This is a genomic window from Bacillus sp. ILBB4, from assembly GCF_035064545.1.
Taxonomy (GTDB): Bacteria; Bacillota; Bacilli; order Bacillales; family Bacillaceae_H; genus Priestia.
This window is the reverse complement of sequence record NZ_JAIQVD010000006.1, coordinates 148,223-162,236: the sequence shown is the minus strand read 5'-3', so window position 1 is coordinate 162,236 and position 14,014 is coordinate 148,223. Positions and strand designations below refer to the sequence as shown.

Sequence of the window (14,014 nt, the reverse complement as noted above, 5' to 3'; positions counted from 1 at the left end):
AATATAATTTAAATTTTATATTCCTTTCACTGAAATGCCCCGGATGGGGCATGACGAACTTAAGAGTGATCTAAGTAATAATAAATTGTTGGTACAGTACCTAGGTCTTTAGGTTCAATACACACAATCGATAAAACATGAATGGAATTATCATTCATTTGAACCTGTATCTTTTGACCTAAACTTATCTTACGATCTGCCGGATACATAAAGTCTTGCTTATTTCCATCTGGAAACACTAAAATATTTCTCATTCTGTAATGTCCTTCATACTGTATACAAAGATAGTTGCATCTCGTATAATTTCTTCTTTATTTCTACGTGTAATGAAGTTGACGAATCCTTCTAGTATTACAAATTCACCCACTACAAGCTCTTTACTGTAGTGTTTCATCATAGTGTCAGGCACTAAAGCATGTATTAGCCCTACGTGATCATCTAATGTGAGAGCATACATAGGAAATTCTTCATTCACAGGAGGAATGATGCTAACAATTTTACCTCCTACAGTGACTTCATCCTCTTGGAAAGCCTTATGTTTTAGTTCTTCAGAGAAGTGAGTAACATGTAGAGAAATATCTTGTATTTTCATTGTCCTCTTCCCTTCTTCTTCATATATTCAGCATGTAATTCAGCAATTAAAGGTTGAATCTCATGAGTAGTAATGATTTCTTTTTGAACTAAAAGCTTAAGTAAAGCATTAACAAGTACATAAGAAGTCTCCACTTCATTTACAGAACCATTCGCAGGATCTTGTTCAAAGCTAGAAAATGGCTGCTGCGGTTGAGGTTCAGGGTTTAGATTAACCTGTTCCCTGAAATCAAAAAAATCGTCGTCTCTATCTCCTAAAGCTGGCATAGCATTAGCTCCTCTTCTTCGTTTTATAGTTTGCGACATCAAGACGCACTAATGCCTCTCATGAACGAATAAAAACGATCAGTTAGAACGAAATAAGAAGTAGCGGTAAATAAGGGATGAACCCTCGCTATTCCGCCACTTTACTTATGTATGCTTTAACTCGTCTTGTTCAACTTCTCCCCAAGTTTAGCACATAACTTAGGGTAATGCAAGGCATTACAAAAATCTAATATTAATTTAAATATTGTGTATGAGCATATTTCAATATCTCGTTTAACTGATCAAATCGTTGTGAATCAATACAAAAGATTGTCCATGCTAACAGTGATTCACATACAGCTTCTGTGTTACTAGCATCTGCAGATTGAAAATGCTTTAAGTTAAAATCATGTCGGGTTAAATTGCAATCTCTCTCTATAAAAGATGCAATCTCAGGTGTAGCTTTGACTTTCCCCTCATTCCACATTTGAAGTACATGTTGGAACTGAAGGGTTCTTGATGATTTGAGGTATAATGTAACTAATTCCATCTTATCAATTAAGAAGCATATTCATAAGAAGTGTAAGGCTTACTAACCCATGCAGATACAGGGGATCTAAACACTTCATTAAATGCTTGAATGAATTTATTAAAGTTAGCGCAAATTTCAGGATCAGCTGTGTCATGCAAATCAAAGCAATTTCCTTTTCCTATAGGGTCAGCGTATAGTGCTGGCATTGGGCCACCACAAGCAATGCCATATTCGGCAAGCTCTGACTTAAACAGGATATGTTTTGTTTCAGATGTATCTATCTGCATTAGCTGTTGTCCTGCTATTTCAGCAAGCTTATTAAGAAATGTATGAAAAGCTACAGGACTAAACACCTTGTCATGTCCTTCTGCTTCAATGAATAAGTCATGGTCTGTATCAATTAACATGTAATGAAAGTGATTATATGAACAGTTTGTAGGCAATTAAATCTCCTCCTTTTTTTATCTAGTGACATAAGAACTCCTACATCACTAGCACTAACTTTTCACTGCTTCGAGTAATTGCTGTATAAAGCCATCTATGATGATCCTCAAAGTTCAACACTTCATTGATAACCACTACTTTCTCCCACTGTGAGCCTTGGGATTTATGGCATGTAATAGCATATCCATAATCAAATTCATTATAGAGGCTATATTCACCTGGCTGTAATTTATACTCTACTCCTTTGAAATGATCACCGATAAGACACAGTTTCCTGAATGACTGACTTGTAAAATCAGGTCTAAAGTTAATCTGAAATGCACTTCTATCAATATTGAATTTCTTATTGAGTTCATACTTAGCGCTTTCTACATATCCTGTCATCCCATTAACTAAGTTAACATCACGGATATTCTTCTCCCAATCATTCTTAATACAAATTAGCTTATCACCTTTTTGAGGTAGCGGGTCGGTAAACCCTAAGTACTTCCGAATATCTTGATTTAATTGGTGACGCGTTTTATTCTTACCGCAAATAATTTGGTCAGCAGTGGTATAGCAACTCTCTTTTAATGATTGCCACTGTATTCTGCTAATGACAAGCGCTTCTTTATTCTTGCCGTACCAACCATATGGAATAGGCTGCTTAGTACGTGCAAGCATTGAAAGATGAATGATAGGATTATCTGCGGCTTGGCGGTGGATTTCTGTGAGAACATAGTCAGGATTATTGAACATCTGTAAGAACTCTTCATTGCCATGCTTAGACACTGGTGGTAACTGTCCTTGGTCGCCAATGAAAAGTGTTTTAATTCCAAATGACTTAAGATCCTTCATGATTTGACCATCTACCATCGAAGCTTCATCAATAACGATTAGCTTCAAGTCAGATAGCTCCTGTTTGGGCTTTAAGATGAAGTTAGGTGCTCCCTTAGAAGTTTCATCTAGCGTATAAATCAATCGATGAATGGTTTGCACCTTGAATTGTCCTTTTGCTTTTTGTGTTAAAACTAGAGCGGCTTTACCTGTATAACATGCAAAAGCCACTTCCTCTTTCATATTTAATCCAGTACGACTAATTGCGTATTCAACAATGGTTGATTTACCAGTACCAGCATATCCTTGTAACACGTATGTTTGATTTTTACCTTGCTTAAACCATTGCTCAATCGAGTCAGCTGCTCCTTCTTGCATAGGAGTAAAAGTGATTTGTTTAGTTGCAGTTGTCATGTTAACTCCTCCTTTTTCCTACCTAAATTCCCCGGATGGGGATTTCTTTTTATGTATTATGTATGTAATGCATTGCATAAAAGAAGGACAAGGATATACCCTGCCCAAAATGTTATTTAGAAGAAATGATACCAAAGAGCTTTGAGTGTTCTTTTCCATTGCCCTTTCTTAGTCAGCTGATAGCCTCCAATGTAAACATTTCCGTTAATTGTAGAGGTTGTGTTTGTACTAACGTAATATGGGATCTCATAGGTCTTCCCATCACGTATAACTAGACGTTCAGTAGAATTAATAAAAATACTTACACCACTACCTCCAATGTTAAATGCATTCTTAGCCAAGGATAAAGAACTTCCCTTCTGTAAGTTCTTCCATGGTCATGAAGTTAGTTGGGATAGGAGCACCTATTACTTCTGCTACAAGGCTAAATAACCCCATTAATTCTTTAGGTACATCATCTTCTACCTTTTGTAACACACGATGAGCTTTACCAATCTCAACTTTCACCTGCTTGCCAGCATTATAAGCTTGGAGGAATGCTCCTAATGTAACTTGCTCCTCTTTGTTAACTAAGCGGAATTTCGTTGACATTAATTCACTTGTTAGCTCAAGAGGCTTGTTAGTTCTAGCATTTAAGAATGTATTGCCTTTCTTTACAATAGTTGTGCCATATAAGTCATTTTCTGTGCGAGCAATAGCCTGTTGTCCTTCAGGAACATTGCCTTGTAGTAATTCCATGAATGTGTAAGCTTTAGTTGCCTTATTAGTTGTAGTTGTAGTCATTATGTATATCTCCCTTTTCTGTATTAATTATAGTTATCACTTAAATGCCCCGGATGGGGCGGTTTGCTATCAATCGTAGCTAGGAACCCGCTTCATCAATTCAATTTCTGAATAGAGCTTTCCTTTTTGAAAATACAGGTCATGCAATTCTTGCTGTTGAACGCTCTTAGGTTCTACTTCTGCTAACTTAATTTTATTAATGACTTCTTGAAATTGCTTCTCCAAGTATTCAACTTGACTTAGAGCTGCTTTCTCTTGCTGTTGTGCCATTTAGATACTTCCTCCTTGCTCAGTATACCAACGTAAAAAACCTTCAGGAGAGCTGCCGTATTGAGAGCCAAGGTTGATATAAGTAACCATGTAAGATGTGATTTCTTCAATCTTGTCTTCTGGCAATCCACTTTCACCGACAGCATCCTGTATAAATTTATTAATAATTCCTTCTTTACTCATAGCTGTTCCTCCAACTTACGCAATTTAATTTCACGTCGTAAAAGCATATATATACGCTTATGAGTCCATAGTCGAACATATTCATCTGTAATGGTTGCTTTAGAGGTAAGACTCCAAGGGGCTAGTCCATATAAAATATGTTGATCATATTCTTCATCATTGTAGAGATATTCTATTTGCGGCATACTTCGATGCAGGAGTCTCACCGTATTCAAAAGGTGCCTATTGTCCATATCCGCAGGATAAATGCATTGTCCGTCATTTGTTATCCAGAAATCATTTTTATGACGATTTCTAGGCAACAAGTAATCAGGAAATGCGAGGGGTTCTATTTTTGTATACCGTAGGAACAAGTATTCAGTTACCATCTCCATAAGCTTCCACCTCTTACGAAAATACAGTATTCAGTAAAGCATTGACTGCATCTGTCTGTACAGGACTAGCTGCAAACTCTCTACTACCGCCACCTTTAAAATAGTTGGCAATAAATCCGCAATCTATATGCTTGTGAATTGTTCTATAGCTAATCTTTCCTGTACGCATATTAATAACAGCAACAACATCAAAGTGAGTGTTACTTTCGTGTACGGACTTTGCCAGCTCGCTTATGTATTGTTCAGCAAAAACTACACCAACTTTATATTTGCCAATAGAGTATTCTTTGACATTAACCTGGGTAGATCTGATGTACTGTTTCTTTTTTTGCTCTAATGAAAAAAGAATAGCTTTATCGCTTTCACTGAATAAGAATCGATCATAATGGTCAAATTTTGCAGTCACATAAGAAATAAAATATTCTGTGCCATAAAAAACAAACAGTTCATGTAAGTTTTTAACCCATTCATTTTCGATGCCATTAATATAATCAGTTATGCAACGGGTATATGAAGTAATAGAACCGTCTATTAAAGGATTCAAATCATTCAAATGTCCTTCAAGAATCAAATACTTTGCAAGTGTTGATGCATTAGATTGTTTGCTTTCAGTTTCAATAACGAAGTTGTATTTGCTAAGCTCTTTACTTACTTTATTGTTAATGAAAACAAACTTTACTTCACCATAGTCATTGTACATATGAATATCCTGAGCGATCTCCTCTGATATATCAACACCTATAATGAACACTGTATCATATTCTACCATTTTTTTAGGATTATTCAAGAATTCTTTTATTTTTTCGAAATGCATTACATTATTGGTGTGTGTTACATCTAACAAATCAAAGTGATTAAACGCATGAGACAACAATATTTCTGCGTTTGCATTATCAAATCCTGAGACTCTAAATAGTTTTTTTCTTTTCAATGTGGTTTCCTCCCTTTGGGGTATTTTATCTGGTTTCAGCTAAACTCTTATAATGATCAAATGTTGAAATGCCATTCATAAACTCTTCTTTGCGCATAAGACAAACAAGCTGTGATACTGTTGCCTCTGTACGTCCGACAGCAAGAGCTACTTCTTTTCTTGTTCCTCTTCCATACGTTGAACATATATAAATTAATTCATCCATCGTGTACTCTTTTCCATGATTGGGATGATATTCAGGGTGATACTTCATTCTTCCACATGAATCATACTCTACTGGAATTCCCATTTGTAACAGCTCCTTTACTCAACTTTATCAATAATCTTATCCATACCTCTTAACTTAGACGGATCATAGCATCCTAGTCGTTCGAAGACTTGCATAGCTTGGGTTTGATGTCCTTCTCTTTCTAAGTAAAGCAGTGCACCAGCACAAAATTGGTTTTTATCAGTTGGAATAAATTCCGTTTCGCCATCTTCATCTTCACTATCTTTAAAATCATTACTATAATCAATTGTTTTATGACAAGTGAAAGAACCATCTTGATGCAAACCATCAACAATACCTTTTATTCTTGTAGGATGTAATGTAAGGTTTGTGATGCTGCCTTTAACAAAAGGACAATCTACACATGGAGTTTTTAATTCAAACATCATAATCCATCTCCTTTTTACGTATTAAACTACAGTACCTATGTAGTAATACAATGCTTTAGTTTGAGCGCTAGCAAAATTTTCTTCCCCAAGTATTGTACCACCTTTTTGAGAAGTGTCTATAATCATTTTCAACTGAGACTTAGCATAAGTAAGAACATCTTTAAGGTCTGTAATCTCACTTTTACTGATGTTAAGACTTTCTCTATAGGCATTTAACATCTTTTCTTGCTCGTACATTTTCGTGCAAATTTCTTGTACACTTCCTTCTTCTTCTGAATTAAATTGGCTTTCAATATGAATCTGAAATGGCTGATTAATATCTTGAACTTGTGCGAACATAACTACTACACCCCTCGTTTTTTTGTAATGTATTTCAAATGCGTTTTATCTAATGTCGATGAAACTCTCCATAAAATGTACTCTTTCATATCTGTAAGTTGATGAATCTTTTTAATTAGCGGATGGCGTCTTTTGTATCGTTTCAATCTCACTGTCATCACTCCTATGATATATTCAATAAAAGGTCCCGGATGGGACAACAAAAAAGCCGTAGGTTTTACCCTACAGCTACTGGTTTACTTTTAGATTTTTTTCTAAGCATACGCTCCATTGCTAGTGTGTTAACATCTTTTCCTTTTGATGAAGTGTCCACTCCACCGGTAAGAATTTGTTTAGCAAGCTCTGCTTTCTTGAATAGCAATTCAATCATGTGCTCATCAAATGAATCACTCATGACATAATAGTACATTGTAATGTTTGCAAATTTGTTTCCTGTTCTGTCGATACGTCCATTACGCTGCTCTAACTCTGTTGCAGTAAATGGCAAATCGAAATGAATCATATAATTAGCTACCTGCAAGTTCAGACCAGTCGAACCAGCACGAGTACTAATGAAAATTCTTGTATGTGGGTCTTCTCTGAATCGTTCAATCACAGAATCCTTTTCTCGTTCAGAGATTTGGCCACTGTACAAGACAGCATGATCTAATTGATCGTAAAGGATACGAGCCATACGTTCGTACTCAGTAAAGATAACTATTTTTGAGCTAGGTTCATCGTTCATGATTTGTTTAACAAAATCCTTTAGGTTATCCACCTTCGGAGATTTCTTTAAGTCCTTATAGTTAAGGCCTAACTCACTAATGATAGCTTTAGACATATTTGAAGCTTCATCATGAACAAGTAGCTCGGGGGTATCACAGTTTTCTATTAAGAAAGTTTGCAACCCTTGAATGATTCCATCATAGTATTCTTTTACTTGCTCACTATTTAAGAGCATGCCGTTCACTACTTTAGAACCTTTAGAACTTCTAAGTTCATCTTTAATCTCTTCCATCTTACTCAATATGTGTTGCTGAATCTTTTCTTGAGCATCTGTCATTTCTAAGAAAACATGTGAATGCTGCACTTTAGGAAGTTGCTGTTGAATTTCAGGCATCTCTTTCGTTCTTCTTATAAAGTGTGGCGCTATACGGTAATACAGTTCTCCTAGGTTAAGGGATCCTGTAATTCCATAGCGAGGATGATACTTACAATATCTTTCTCTGAACAATTCCCATGTTCCTAAAATGTGTGGGTCTACGAAATGGAATAAGCTCCATATCTCTTCTGCCTTTGATTGAACAGGTGTAGCTGTAGCAATATATCTATAAGGAATATAATCTAACTCATAGCATCCTGCAGCATTTTGGGAAGGATTAATATCTAAATACTTATCTGTTACACCTGACTTAATCTTTTGAGCTTCATCTAATGCTACGACATCAAATGGTATCTTCTTTATTTCTTTCAGATATTGTGCATTTCTGAGAGTCTCATAATTGACAACCAAGTATCTGACATCTTCACGTTGAGCAAATCCTTTGATAAGCTTCTTCCTTTTTGAGGGATTCCCATACACTGCGATAGCTGACTCACCGGTGAATTTCTCAATCTCCCTTGCCCATTGGCGTTTGAGTGAGTTCAATGTAACAATCAATGCTCTTTTAGCTTTCCCTCTATTAAATAGTATCTGACAAGCTCCGATAATCTGGGGGGTCTTACCTAAACCTACTCCATCAAAGATTGCTGCTCGTCCTCGGTCTGCTAAAAAGTGAGAGCCTACCTTTTGATAAGGATAAGGTTTAACTGGCCATGTAATAAAATCGTCATCGTTTTCCCATGATAGATGTTTATTTACCAATTCATCTTCTACCTGGCATTTCTTCACGATCTCACGTAAAGGTTGATTCCAAATAATCTGATTATCGAAATATCGTAAAAGATCCCCTATCGACTCTTTGCCAAACATCCACTCTCCTGTGGTTTGATTGAAAGAACGTCCATCTATTGCACGTATTTTATCTAATGTATAATCGAAAGTCTCTTGAGTATCTAAAATACGAACATATAAATTTCCGTATTGCTCTCTAACCTGAATCACGATAGCGGCACTCCTCTCTTAACGTTGTATTTAATTGTGGTTAATATAAGACAATTATACTATAGTTTCTTACTGTAATACAATGTAACCTACGTTTTTCTTAGGTATTCTTTGGTATACTTTCATATTTGTGGGATTTAGGTTTGGGGGGTCTTGCATTTTAAAAAAAGACTGCTCCCGAAGGAACAGTCTAGCTAGATAACAATTAGCTTTTCACCCATGGTAAATCACTTGCACTTAATGGTGCAGTAGCATTTGGGAAAGAAACAGCTACAGGCGATTCGTTATTCTGAGTTTGCATAGGTTGCTCACTTGCATTTGGCATAACAGGAGCTTGAGCAGTAAATGATGGTGCCATTGGCTGAACATTCGGTGTTGGAACACCAAATTGAGGAGTTGCAGGTTGTTGATCCTGAACCCCTTGAGCTGGAGCTTCATTAGATAATGGAATTTGCGTTTGCGTTGGCACCTGTGGCTGTTGAGCCATTACAGGATTAGGAGCACCAGCATTACCAATATTGAATGCAGGAACAAATCCACCACCAAAGTTAGGTGTTGCTGTTGGTTGACCAGTTGCTTGTTGAGTAGTTGGTAAACCTTGAGTAAGTGCCATCTCAAATGCTTTAGACATTAAAGCTTGTTCGTAGATATATGCAAGTGCTTTAAATTCATTAGAGATAACTTGAATATATTCAGGTGATGATGCATTCGTATCTACTGCAAACGTTCCATCTTGATTAATTTGATATTGACCGTTGTTTACTGCAATCTTTGCACGTAACGTTGCAGGTTGATTTTGTTGCTGATGAACACGGTAAAAACGTCCTTTACGTGGTGCGAAGTTAGCATTAAACTCTTTAAACGTATCCGTGTTACGGTCCCAACGATCATTATCAGTTCCTACTACATAATAGTTACCACTGTTATCTTTAGATAGTACAACAGTAAAAGGAATGCTCATCATATGAAACGGTGATGCTTCATCTGTGACAGTAACTACAACGGAAACAGAATTAGGTTGTGATGTCACAGTTAAACGAACTGCTGGTGATGGTTCATAAATAGCACGCTTACGTCCCTCACTTAAATTTTCAACAGCTGCACCTTGAAGGAAATAATAATTTGCAGTAAGAATCATGTTGTGTAATTCTGAGAAATTTGAAATATGAAGTTCTGAGAAAGTTTCTGAACCATCATATAAACGAGTGCCATTATCTTGAGATACAGGATTATATTGAATGAACCAACCTGATGTGAAGCTTGCACCCATATCTGTTACTAAAACTGGATAACGAGTTTTACCATTGCGATTAGTTGGAGATTTAACCTCTACTTTAATTGATGAAGCGATTGTATTTTTAATAGCGTTAAGAATTGATGACATTTGGAATGTCCCCTTTCGAATTTGAGTTTTATTTGATTGAAGGCAACCCTTCATGTAAAGTCCCCGGATGGGGATGTTTTAAAATAATTTATAAAAGAAATCCCGAACTGCAAGAACTAAAAACAGTAACGGGATTAAATAGATTTGTCCTGATAATACAAAGATGATAAATAAGATTGCACATAAGTTATAGGTCATCTAGCAAGAACACTTTCAGCAAGGATTACACGTTCCACAATATGTTGTTCATCTTCTAACAGAACAACTTGTCCCATTTTGAAGATTGCAATGTCTATGTTTTCTCCTGCAATGTCACACTCTATCTCTTTGTTAAGTGAATCAACTGCATTCTTTAAAAACACTAAACGTACCTCTGCTGTACGATCCTTTAAAACTGTACGAACTTCCTCTTTTGAAGTTGCTGATTTGATTTGATTAATGATTGTCATGTCATTCCCTCCTAAAATTTAGTGATGATGCTTCACCTAAGCACCCCGGATGGGGTTATATATATCAACACCATAGGTGTGATTAAACAATGTTAGTGAATCATTGGTGAGATTCAGATAGTGTACATCTCCATAAATTCAGTGATTATAAGATTTATTTTCGTAAAATCGTAAAAAATAAGATTTATTTCATCTGTTAATAAGATTTATTTCTTACGAAAATAAAAAAATAGGCACCCGAAGGTGCCAACACTAAATTATTGGAGTGGATTGTTAATCAGACAATCCTGACTGCTATCGATCACAAGTGATGATCCATAGCAGATGGGTGTCTCATTAGTGGTTCATCAATCCTTCATTAATGCTTCATCATACAGGCAATAGTGATGATGCTTTTGCTAATAATGACTCATCACTATGACGTGCATTTATTTCTTCCATACGCATAGCATGGATTCGTTCTTGACGTTCTAATTCTTTATCTTGAGCTTCCTGCTGAACCTTGTTAAATTCCTTCATTAGTGAACCAACTTCACCAGCAACTGTTTTAAGAACAGAACCATATTCAGTTAAAGATAATTCCGTTACTTCATAAGTGATGTTTTCTACTTGAGCGTTGATTTCTGGTGAATGTCCTGTTTCTCCAACTTTCACGTTGATATTACCTAAGTTAAATTTGATGTTCATTTTATATTCCTCCAGTGTTTGTTTTATTTTTATATATCATCTAAACACCCCGGATGGGGCGGGCAAGTTACAAGTGTGAGCATATTACACATGCTGCAGTTGTGAGCGAACTTGCACTTACATAACCTCTCTAAGTGAATTCATAATATCCACTTGAAGAGATTCTTCATCATTTGTGTAAATGATATATTCTTCTTGAAATTCATTAGCTGTACTTGCACCATTATGTAATTTGATTTCTTTCTTGTAGCCATCCTTACTCTCAAGGATAGCTACAAGAGAATATGTGTTGTCATGTTGACGCTTTATGGATAAGTCATTCACTGACATAATTACTCCTTTTCTTTCGCAATAGGAATGAGTATAGTTTGTCCTGTGCGTATTCGTCCTGAATCTGTGATGTTATTCTTTTCAACAGTTAATTGCACAAAATCACGTGAGTCAAAACCCCAAGGTCGATACGTATTGTTTTCTTGAACAATCTTGGTTAATGTATCTCCTTTTTCTATTTGATATGGAACATAGACGATGTAGTAAGAGTTCACCAAATGAAGCCACACAAATATAAGGATAGCTGTTGCAAGTGCCATAAGACTTCTTGAAATAAGAGTCCAACGTAGTTTTGCTAAACGTGCATTCTTCCTCTTGATAACTATAACTTTCATAATTAAAACATCTCCTTTCACCTAAATCCCCCGGATGGGGGCGGTCTAAGTTGAACTTGGGGTAAACTAACTTTCGATAAGGTTGTGAAACTCTATGAAACTAGTTGAACTTATGTCAAACTAACTTCATATAAATCCTGCTTTCCTCTCAACAAATATTCAGCAGAATTATTAATAGTTAACAGTCGATAAGGCTGATCGCCAGAGGCTTGATTCTGCAAATGTACTTTATAAGAAAGCACTCTGTTGTTATCAGATAAAATGCCATAAATCTGTTGCCACAAATCAACATGCTTAGGATGTTCATTCTTTGTGGTAAGCCAACCTTGCTGCGCCCACTTCCACATGTTGCGGTTCAGACCAGTGCTCACTTGAACAACAGATGTATATATGTGAACAAAAACAGGCTTATCCTTACGCAATTGGCTTAAACCATGATAAACAGCCAACAGGCTCATACGTGTTAAGGTTGTTCTTGATGCATATCCACCAATTGTTTTTGTGTAGTCTTTACCATTGATAAAGCAATGTAAATGAGCACACCAACCTCCATTCTTTTTTTGGTCAGTGGTGCCAGAAACCCATAGGTTTACTTTCATTTTGTCGAATTGAGTTTTACTCATGTTTATCATCTCCTCATATTTCAAATAACAAAAAAAGCTCACACCAATTGGTATGAGCTTTGTTCAGCATTCAATATTCTTCTAAATAAATCACTTGTTAGATACGCACACTCAATATAGTAGCTTGAGGTGTTTGATAAATATATAGACGGATTTTTATCCCACGTCTACCACACTCCTTTTCTATGATATTTAACATTGCATTAGCACGCATATCTTGTTTTTTGACTGAAGCTTTTCTTGCATGACTTAACAATTGAAGCAAATCATCAGGTAAATGTGTAACAGACAGATTTCTAATACGTTCATTTATCTCCAATACGCTTCCACCCCTTAACATGGCACCTAAATCCCCCGGATGGGGGCATTTTCCGAAGGATTCAATGATTCACTTATGGTGTGTGGGCCACTGATGATAGCAAAAAGATGAATCACCTGTGACATGTAGACCACCAGTGATTACAAAGATGTGAACCACTAATGATATGTAGATCACTAGTGACTATATTAAAGTGAACCACCAGTGATAAATGATTCACTCGTGATTAAAGGATAATGAATCACTTGTGTAGAATGAATCACCAGTGATGTAATTGTAGTAAATAACAAGTGATGTATAAATCATCTGTGAATCATGTGTGATGCACTACAATTGAGGTAATGATGCACAAGAACTAATTCTGTTATTAAGCACAATAAATAGTTGATGAATCACTAGTGAAAGAGATATGATAAAACATAGGGAAACGTATAAAACAAAGGAGCGATGCTAGTTGGAAAACGGACAATGGTGGCAAATCACTGAGTTTGCAGATAAACTTGCTACTGTTATGCAAGAGCACTATCAAGATGAAAAAGCAGGTGTTCACTACAACACACTTGATAAATGGTTTAAAACACTTGAAACTAAAAAGATCCACTATATCACAAGAGCTGCAGGAGAAAAGGTCTACGATGAACTAGACTTAAAGATAGCTAGTTTTATTTATGTAAAAAGACAGGAAAAATGGAGCCTGGATGCTATTCATAACTTACTTGAAGAAAACGGTGAAACAAGACCGTTCCCACAGGAGTATGAAGATAAGAGTGATTCATCACTAGCAGTGAATGAAGAACAACTAGTGAACAGAATCGTAGAAAAAGTGGAAGTCAAAGCGATTAAGATGATTGAGGATCGTATCGAAACAAAGTTTGAACAAATGCAACAAGAATTACATAGTGCTATAAAAGAGGTAGCTGCCAGTGAATTAAAAGGAATGCTACCAAAGCCAGAACCTAAAGAAGAAAAGCCTACTGTCAGTGAAGAAGATGAACAGGTTAAGCGTATGAAAGAAGCTACGTTAAAGATGAGAGTAGAGCTTGAACTTGAAAACGAAGCACTTGAAGAGTGGTACAAGCTTCCACAGGAGGAAAGAATGCGTAAAGCAGGATTCTTCAGAAAAGAGGAAGATACTACGAAGAGAGATAAGTTCGTGAGGGAATACAGACAAAAGCATTTTGAAGAATTTATTAAGAAAGCATATACATCATTATAAAGTAGTGA

The 14,014-nt window shown here is 36.1% G+C and carries 22 protein-coding genes; 1 reads left to right on the top strand and 21 read right to left on the bottom strand.

The genetic code is table 11. The features are described from left to right. Positions 1 to 59: 59 nt before the first annotated feature. The 21 genes from LAV82_RS23585 to LAV82_RS23485 form a co-directional block, all read right to left on the bottom strand. Positions 60 to 254 (bottom strand): hypothetical protein, encoded by a 195-nt coding sequence (locus tag LAV82_RS23585; RefSeq protein ID WP_499717061.1) that lies wholly within the window; start codon positions 252 to 254, stop codon positions 60 to 62. Then, positions 251 to 592, bottom strand: coding sequence for a hypothetical protein (locus tag LAV82_RS23580; protein WP_499717060.1), 342 nt, complete (start codon positions 590 to 592; stop codon positions 251 to 253). The genes LAV82_RS23585 and LAV82_RS23580 overlap by 4 nt, the downstream gene beginning before the upstream one ends. Next, positions 589 to 858 carry a hypothetical protein gene (locus tag LAV82_RS23575; protein WP_499717059.1) on the bottom strand — a complete coding sequence of 90 codons (270 nt, stop codon included), beginning with the start codon at positions 856 to 858 and terminating at the stop codon, positions 589 to 591. The genes LAV82_RS23580 and LAV82_RS23575 overlap by 4 nt, the downstream gene beginning before the upstream one ends. A 537-nt stretch (positions 859 to 1,395) precedes the next feature. Then, positions 1,396 to 1,812: a hypothetical protein gene (locus LAV82_RS23570; RefSeq protein ID WP_499717058.1), complete on the bottom strand. Its 417-nt coding sequence runs from the start codon at positions 1,810 to 1,812 to the stop codon at positions 1,396 to 1,398. Positions 1,813 to 1,852: 40 nt separating this feature from the next. Continuing rightward, a complete protein-coding gene (locus LAV82_RS23565) occupies positions 1,853 to 3,043 on the bottom strand; it encodes an ATP-dependent DNA helicase (protein WP_499717057.1) in 1,191 nt (396 codons plus the stop codon). Positions 3,044 to 3,376: 333 nt separating this feature from the next. After that, positions 3,377 to 3,826 (bottom strand): hypothetical protein, encoded by a 450-nt coding sequence (locus tag LAV82_RS23560; RefSeq protein WP_499717056.1) that lies wholly within the window; start codon positions 3,824 to 3,826, stop codon positions 3,377 to 3,379. Positions 3,827 to 3,895: 69 nt separating this feature from the next. Further along, a complete protein-coding gene (locus LAV82_RS23555; RefSeq protein WP_116737839.1) occupies positions 3,896 to 4,096 on the bottom strand; it encodes a hypothetical protein in 201 nt (66 codons plus the stop codon). Next, positions 4,097 to 4,279 carry a hypothetical protein gene (locus LAV82_RS23550; protein WP_499717055.1) on the bottom strand — a complete coding sequence of 61 codons (183 nt, stop codon included), beginning with the start codon at positions 4,277 to 4,279 and terminating at the stop codon, positions 4,097 to 4,099. It lies immediately after the preceding gene. Further along, complete coding sequence (locus LAV82_RS23545; protein ID WP_499717054.1) at positions 4,276 to 4,653, bottom strand: hypothetical protein; 378 nt, start codon at positions 4,651 to 4,653, stop codon at positions 4,276 to 4,278. Before LAV82_RS23545 ends, LAV82_RS23550 begins: the two co-directional genes overlap by 4 nt. Before the next feature lie 13 nt (positions 4,654 to 4,666). Then, positions 4,667 to 5,584, bottom strand: a complete 918-nt coding sequence (locus LAV82_RS23540; RefSeq protein WP_499717053.1) for a hypothetical protein — start codon at positions 5,582 to 5,584, stop codon at positions 4,667 to 4,669. Between the two features lie 25 nt (positions 5,585 to 5,609). Next, entirely contained in the window at positions 5,610 to 5,873 is a 264-nt protein-coding gene (locus LAV82_RS23535) for a DNA-entry nuclease (RefSeq protein WP_499717052.1), read from the bottom strand. Positions 5,874 to 5,887: 14 nt separating this feature from the next. After that, the gene (locus LAV82_RS23530) at positions 5,888 to 6,241 is read right to left on the bottom strand and encodes a hypothetical protein (RefSeq protein WP_499717051.1); all 354 of its coding nucleotides are present in this window, start codon (positions 6,239 to 6,241) and stop codon (positions 5,888 to 5,890) included. Positions 6,242 to 6,262: 21 nt separating this feature from the next. Beyond that, the gene (locus LAV82_RS23525) at positions 6,263 to 6,580 is read right to left on the bottom strand and encodes a hypothetical protein (protein ID WP_499717050.1); all 318 of its coding nucleotides are present in this window, start codon (positions 6,578 to 6,580) and stop codon (positions 6,263 to 6,265) included. Between the two features lie 217 nt (positions 6,581 to 6,797). Further along, positions 6,798 to 8,663 carry a DEAD/DEAH box helicase gene (locus tag LAV82_RS23520; RefSeq protein WP_499717049.1) on the bottom strand — a complete coding sequence of 622 codons (1,866 nt, stop codon included), beginning with the start codon at positions 8,661 to 8,663 and terminating at the stop codon, positions 6,798 to 6,800. A 205-nt stretch (positions 8,664 to 8,868) separates the two neighbouring features. After that, on the bottom strand, positions 8,869 to 10,047 hold the full coding sequence (locus tag LAV82_RS23515) for a hypothetical protein (protein WP_499717048.1): 1,179 nt from the start codon (positions 10,045 to 10,047) through the stop codon (positions 8,869 to 8,871). A gap of 194 nt (positions 10,048 to 10,241) precedes the next feature. Beyond that, the gene (locus LAV82_RS23510; protein ID WP_499717047.1) at positions 10,242 to 10,496 is read right to left on the bottom strand and encodes a hypothetical protein; all 255 of its coding nucleotides are present in this window, start codon (positions 10,494 to 10,496) and stop codon (positions 10,242 to 10,244) included. A gap of 369 nt (positions 10,497 to 10,865) precedes the next feature. Beyond that, entirely contained in the window at positions 10,866 to 11,183 is a 318-nt protein-coding gene (locus LAV82_RS23505; RefSeq protein ID WP_499717046.1) for a hypothetical protein, read from the bottom strand. Positions 11,184 to 11,300: 117 nt separating this feature from the next. Continuing rightward, positions 11,301 to 11,513 (bottom strand): hypothetical protein, encoded by a 213-nt coding sequence (locus LAV82_RS23500; RefSeq protein ID WP_499717045.1) that lies wholly within the window; start codon positions 11,511 to 11,513, stop codon positions 11,301 to 11,303. Positions 11,514 to 11,515: 2 nt separating this feature from the next. After that, positions 11,516 to 11,869 (bottom strand): hypothetical protein, encoded by a 354-nt coding sequence (locus LAV82_RS23495; RefSeq protein WP_499717044.1) that lies wholly within the window; start codon positions 11,867 to 11,869, stop codon positions 11,516 to 11,518. 89 nt (positions 11,870 to 11,958) lie between these two features. Further along, the gene (locus LAV82_RS23490) at positions 11,959 to 12,471 is read right to left on the bottom strand and encodes an RNase H family protein (RefSeq protein WP_499717043.1); all 513 of its coding nucleotides are present in this window, start codon (positions 12,469 to 12,471) and stop codon (positions 11,959 to 11,961) included. A gap of 97 nt (positions 12,472 to 12,568) precedes the next feature. Then, positions 12,569 to 12,790 (bottom strand): hypothetical protein, encoded by a 222-nt coding sequence (locus tag LAV82_RS23485; RefSeq protein ID WP_499717042.1) that lies wholly within the window; start codon positions 12,788 to 12,790, stop codon positions 12,569 to 12,571. 454 nt (positions 12,791 to 13,244) lie between these two features. On the opposite strand from LAV82_RS23485, the gene LAV82_RS23480 reads away from it, so the two are divergent. Then, positions 13,245 to 14,006 (top strand): hypothetical protein, encoded by a 762-nt coding sequence (locus LAV82_RS23480; RefSeq protein ID WP_499717041.1) that lies wholly within the window; start codon positions 13,245 to 13,247, stop codon positions 14,004 to 14,006. Positions 14,007 to 14,014 lie beyond the last annotated feature (8 nt).

Coding starts and splice junctions, on each gene's coding strand:
- LAV82_RS23585 (WP_499717061.1), bottom strand. CDS start 254: ATGAGAAATATTTTAGTGTTTCCAGATGGAAATAAGCAAGACTTTATG.
- LAV82_RS23580 (WP_499717060.1), bottom strand. CDS start 592: ATGAAAATACAAGATATTTCTCTACATGTTACTCACTTCTCTGAAGAA.
- LAV82_RS23575 (WP_499717059.1), bottom strand. CDS start 858: ATGCCAGCTTTAGGAGATAGAGACGACGATTTTTTTGATTTCAGGGAA.
- LAV82_RS23565 (WP_499717057.1), bottom strand. CDS start 3,043: ATGACAACTGCAACTAAACAAATCACTTTTACTCCTATGCAAGAAGGA.
- LAV82_RS23560 (WP_499717056.1), bottom strand. CDS start 3,826: ATGACTACAACTACAACTAATAAGGCAACTAAAGCTTACACATTCATG.
- LAV82_RS23555 (WP_116737839.1), bottom strand. CDS start 4,096: ATGGCACAACAGCAAGAGAAAGCAGCTCTAAGTCAAGTTGAATACTTG.
- LAV82_RS23550 (WP_499717055.1), bottom strand. CDS start 4,279: ATGAGTAAAGAAGGAATTATTAATAAATTTATACAGGATGCTGTCGGT.
- LAV82_RS23545 (WP_499717054.1), bottom strand. CDS start 4,653: ATGGAGATGGTAACTGAATACTTGTTCCTACGGTATACAAAAATAGAA.
- LAV82_RS23535 (WP_499717052.1), bottom strand. CDS start 5,873: ATGGGAATTCCAGTAGAGTATGATTCATGTGGAAGAATGAAGTATCAC.
- LAV82_RS23530 (WP_499717051.1), bottom strand. CDS start 6,241: ATGATGTTTGAATTAAAAACTCCATGTGTAGATTGTCCTTTTGTTAAA.
- LAV82_RS23525 (WP_499717050.1), bottom strand. CDS start 6,580: ATGTTCGCACAAGTTCAAGATATTAATCAGCCATTTCAGATTCATATT.
- LAV82_RS23515 (WP_499717048.1), bottom strand. CDS start 10,047: ATGTCATCAATTCTTAACGCTATTAAAAATACAATCGCTTCATCAATT.
- LAV82_RS23510 (WP_499717047.1), bottom strand. CDS start 10,496: ATGACAATCATTAATCAAATCAAATCAGCAACTTCAAAAGAGGAAGTT.
- LAV82_RS23505 (WP_499717046.1), bottom strand. CDS start 11,183: ATGAACATCAAATTTAACTTAGGTAATATCAACGTGAAAGTTGGAGAA.
- LAV82_RS23500 (WP_499717045.1), bottom strand. CDS start 11,513: ATGTCAGTGAATGACTTATCCATAAAGCGTCAACATGACAACACATAT.
- LAV82_RS23490 (WP_499717043.1), bottom strand. CDS start 12,471: ATGAGTAAAACTCAATTCGACAAAATGAAAGTAAACCTATGGGTTTCT.